Origin of the sequence: Trinickia sp., assembly GCF_051961175.1 — a bacterium.
In the GTDB taxonomy this organism is placed as follows: domain Bacteria; phylum Pseudomonadota; class Gammaproteobacteria; order Burkholderiales; family Burkholderiaceae; genus Trinickia.
Genome location: NZ_JBQCDN010000040.1, coordinates 1 through 3807, shown reverse-complemented (window position 1 = coordinate 3807; position 3807 = coordinate 1). Strand labels below are relative to the sequence as shown.

Sequence of the window (3807 nt, the reverse complement as noted above, 5' to 3'; positions counted from 1 at the left end):
CCGACGTCGCGGTCCTGAAGATCAGCGCGTCGAACTTGCCGACCGTCAAGATCGGCGATCCGAACCAGAGCAAGGTCGGCCAGTGGGTCGTCGCGATCGGCTCGCCGTACGGGTTCGACAACACGGTTACGTCGGGCATCATCAGTGCGAAGGCACGCTCGCTGCCGAACGAAAACTACACGCCGTTCATTCAGACGGACGTACCGGTCAATCCCGGCAATTCGGGCGGGCCGCTGTTCAATCTGCAAGGGCAGGTGATCGGGATCAACTCGATGATCTACTCGCAAACGGGCGGCTTCCAGGGCTTGTCTTTCGCGATCCCGATTGATGAAGCGATTCGCGTGAAGGACGAACTCGTCAAGACGGGCCACGTGAGCCGCGGCCGCCTTGGCGTGGCGGTGCAGGGCGTCAACCAGACACTGGCCGATTCGTTCGGCCTGCAAAAGCCCGCGGGCGCGCTCGTGAGCTCGGTCGATCCGGGCGGTCCGGCCGCGAAGGCCGGATTGCAAGCGGGCGATGTGATCCTGTCCGTGAACGGCACGCCGGTGAACGATTCGACCGATTTGCCCGCGCAGATCGCGGGCATGAAGCCGGGTACGAAGGCGACGTTGGATGTCTGGCGCGACAAATCCAAGAAGCAGATGACCGTCACGCTCGGTTCGTTGTCCGACACGAAGGTGGCCGATAGCGGCGTGCAATCGTCGGAGCAAGGGCGGCTTGGTGTTGCGGTGCGTCCGCTCACGCCGCAAGAACGCAGCGGCACATCGCTCACGCATGGCCTGCTCGTGCAGCAATCGAGCGGCCCGGCGGCCAGCGCCGGTATTCAGTCGGGCGACGTCATCCTGGCCGTCAACGGCCGCCCGGTCACATCGGTCCAGCAATTGCGCGAGGTCATCGCCAAGGCAGGCAACAGCGTGGCGCTTCTGATCCAGCGCGACAACGCGCAGATCTTCGTGCCGGTCGATCTCGGCTGACGTTTGTACGCATCGGCAGGTGCAGTGAGCTTCGTGCGGGCGGGTGGCAACACCCGCCCCGCCGGGAACGGTGTGTGCTTGCTTATTTTCCTGTAGCGCCAGCGTCGCTGGTTGAATCGGGCGACAGGCGCGCAACTTGAAGGAGCGATGCAATGAAAACGCGAACCAGCAAGAAAGCGATGCTCGCCACGGCGGTAGCCGCGGCGGCACTCGGCTTTACGGCCGGCGCGTGGGCGCAAGCCTCGGACACGGTCGGCGGTACGACAACGGATATGACGAGTGCCGGCAACGTCAATGGCGGCGGCTTGCCGCAAATCCAGCACCAGGGCGACATCGCCTACGTGTCGGGCGGCGTCGGCCTCGACGAATCGAATGCCCTGAAGCGCGCCGAACACGAATGGCCGCTGGCCATGCGCTTCACCGGTCCGGGCTCGGATTATCTGGCCGACGTCCACGTGCGTATTGTTGGCCCGCACGATGCCGATGTCTTCAACGCGGACGCCCGCGGGCCCTATATGCTCGTGAAGCTGCCGCCGGGCCGTTACACCGTGCACGCGCGCTATAAGGACGACGATCAGACGCGCACGGTGACGGTCGCCAAAACGCCCGGCGCGCGCGCCGATTTCCACTGGAATACGCAATAGCGCAGGATGGTGTGGGCGCACGCTTCGCCGTACGCCGCCGTACACGGTCACCTACACCCGCCACCGCTGCATAGCCGGGCTGCCCACGCGGCCCGACTTTCGCCGATAATGAAGCCACGGGCGCCCGCGCGTGGCTTTTTTTTGTGCAGTGCACACGGGCACCCGGCATACGCCTTGCGGAGAGGAATAGTCATGACGAATGCCGATGCCACCCACCGTATCGAGATCGAGCCGAACCCTCACCGTCTGCGCGTCATCCATGGCGGCATCACGATTGCGGACACGGGGCAAGGGCTCACGCTCAAGGAAACAGGCTTGCCCGACGTCTTCTACTTCCCGCGGGAGGACGTGAACATGACGCGTCTGATCCGGTCGCAGAGCGCTTCTCATTGCCCGTACAAGGGCGACGCGGTGTACTTCAGTCTGCTCACCGAAGAGGATGGGCCCGTGGTGGATGCTGCTTGGAGCTACGAAGCTCCATTGCCGGGCGCGGAGGCGATCAAGGGGTGCATCGCGTTCTACTCGTCGCGTGTCGACCGCATCGATCAAACCTCGTAGGCGAGGCAGAGCGAGGAGGCCGCTATGGAATTGACCGACGCCCTGCGTGTACCGCTTCCTTCGTCCGCGGTCTGCGACGCGCTGCAAGACATCGCGCTGCTGCGCGCCAGTCTCGAAAATTGCGAAACGTTCGACCGGTTGCCGACCGGCGAGTACGCGCTCACGTTGACGATCCCCCTTGGCCCGTTGCGGGCCCGTTATGACGTGCGCGCCCACTTGGCGAGCGCGCAGGCGCGGCTGTCGGGCGAGCGTGAGCAAGGGGGAGGGCCGGTCGGTTCCCTGCACCGCACCCTCAACTTCAAAGCCTGCGCGACGGGTGTCGGATCGTTGCGCGGACAAATCGATGTCGTGCTGGCCGGCGATGGTTCCGAAGAAGGCGGCGAAGCGGGGGCGACGCGCATTGAATATTCGGTATGGGCGACGCTCACCGGGCCGCTGGCCGAGTTGCCGCCGCGTCAGATCGAAAACGCCCTGCATGAGTTGGCCGATGATTTCTTCGCCGAATTCTGTGCAGTGGTGGAAGCGAAGCACGGCAAGCGGGCGAATCGAGCCGCCGGCGGGCCGCGCCGCCAACATGTCTTTTTGAGGCCGATCAACCTGGCCGGGCTCGGGCGCAAAACATGGGAGCACAACGCCGCTGCCGCGCTCGGCGGTCGCGCCGCAGGCACGCTCGCATCGCCGCGCGGCGCGCACGGGCTCCATCGTTCGTCGTCGCCGCAAGCCATGCCTGCATGGGCTTGGGTGGCCATCGTCGTATTCGTGGCGGTGCTGCTGTACGCTTTGCGTTGGCTTGGTTGAAGCGTCCGCGCTCAATGCGATTGCTTGCGCTTCGCGCCTTTCACCGCGCTCGCGCGCCTCGCACCCGTTGCACCTCTCGTACCTCTCGCACCGTCATACCCCCCGAAACTCTCGCCGATAGCTGGATGGCGTCGTCTTGAACGCCTCGGCGAAGTGCTGACGCAACGAGACGGCCGAACCGAAGCCTGCCGTTCCGGCGATCGTATCGACGCTGTCGTCCGTCGTTTCGAGCAGCTGCTGCGCGCGGGAGAGACGCGCCGCGAGCAGCCAGGCTCCTACCGTCGTCCCCGTCGCTTGCTTGAAGCGCCGCGTGAACGTGCGCCGGCTCATTAACACGCGTTGCGCGAGCGAATCGAGCGAATGCGGCTCACGTAAGTTCTCCCGCACCCAGTCCAGCAGGACGGATAGCCGCTCGTCGCGCGCGCGGATGCTGATGGGCTGCTCGACGAATTGCGCTTGGCTGCCTTGCCGATGCGGTGGCACGACCAGGCGCCTTGCCACGTAGTTGGCCGCCCGTGCGCCGCAGCGGCGGCGCAGCAGGTGCAGGCAGCAATCGAGGCTGGCCGCGGTGCCGGCGGAGGTCAGCACATCGCCGTCATCGATGTAGAGCACGGCCGCATCCACGCGCACGGCACGATAGCGTCGAGCGAATGTGTCGGCCCACGCCCAATGCGTCGTGGCGGGGCGGCCGTCGAGTATCCCGGCTGCGGCCAACACGAACGCCCCCAGGCACAAGCCCACCATCTGGGCGCCGCGCGCGTGCGCGTCGCGCAACGCGTTCAGCAGCGGCTCGCTTGGTGGTTCGAGCGCGTTGCGCCAGCTCGGCACGATCA

5 protein-coding genes are annotated in these 3807 nt (G+C 65.6%); 4 read left to right on the top strand and 1 reads right to left on the bottom strand.

From position 1 onward, the window contains the following. From ACTHL0_RS02405 to ACTHL0_RS02390, 4 genes are all read left to right on the top strand, one after another. Window positions 1-974, top strand: a 974-nt coding sequence (locus tag ACTHL0_RS02405; protein WP_440564988.1) for a PDZ domain-containing protein, incomplete at its 5' end; no start/stop codon positions are given. A 152-nt stretch (window positions 975-1126) separates the two neighbouring features. Beyond that, window positions 1127-1618, top strand: a complete 492-nt coding sequence (locus ACTHL0_RS02400) for a carboxypeptidase regulatory-like domain-containing protein (RefSeq protein ID WP_440564987.1) — start codon at window positions 1127-1129, stop codon at window positions 1616-1618. Window positions 1619-1810: 192 nt separating this feature from the next. Then, window positions 1811-2176: a DUF427 domain-containing protein gene (locus ACTHL0_RS02395; RefSeq protein WP_440564986.1), complete on the top strand. Its 366-nt coding sequence runs from the start codon at window positions 1811-1813 to the stop codon at window positions 2174-2176. Window positions 2177-2200: 24 nt separating this feature from the next. Then, the gene (locus tag ACTHL0_RS02390) at window positions 2201-2974 is read left to right on the top strand and encodes a CoxG family protein (protein WP_440564985.1); all 774 of its coding nucleotides are present in this window, start codon (window positions 2201-2203) and stop codon (window positions 2972-2974) included. Between the two features lie 93 nt (window positions 2975-3067). Here ACTHL0_RS02390 and ACTHL0_RS02385 read toward each other — a convergent pair. Continuing rightward, window positions 3068-3807: helix-turn-helix domain-containing protein (locus tag ACTHL0_RS02385; RefSeq protein ID WP_440564984.1), on the bottom strand; the 740-nt coding region annotated here is incomplete at its 5' end.

What these genes read in the sequence shown, in the direction of transcription:
- ACTHL0_RS02390 (WP_440564985.1), top strand. Translation starts at nt 2,201, where the DNA reads ATGGAATTGACCGACGCCCTGCGTGTACCGCTTCCTTCGTCCGCGGTC.
- ACTHL0_RS02400 (WP_440564987.1), top strand. Translation starts at nt 1,127, where the DNA reads ATGAAAACGCGAACCAGCAAGAAAGCGATGCTCGCCACGGCGGTAGCC.
- ACTHL0_RS02395 (WP_440564986.1), top strand. Translation starts at nt 1,811, where the DNA reads ATGACGAATGCCGATGCCACCCACCGTATCGAGATCGAGCCGAACCCT.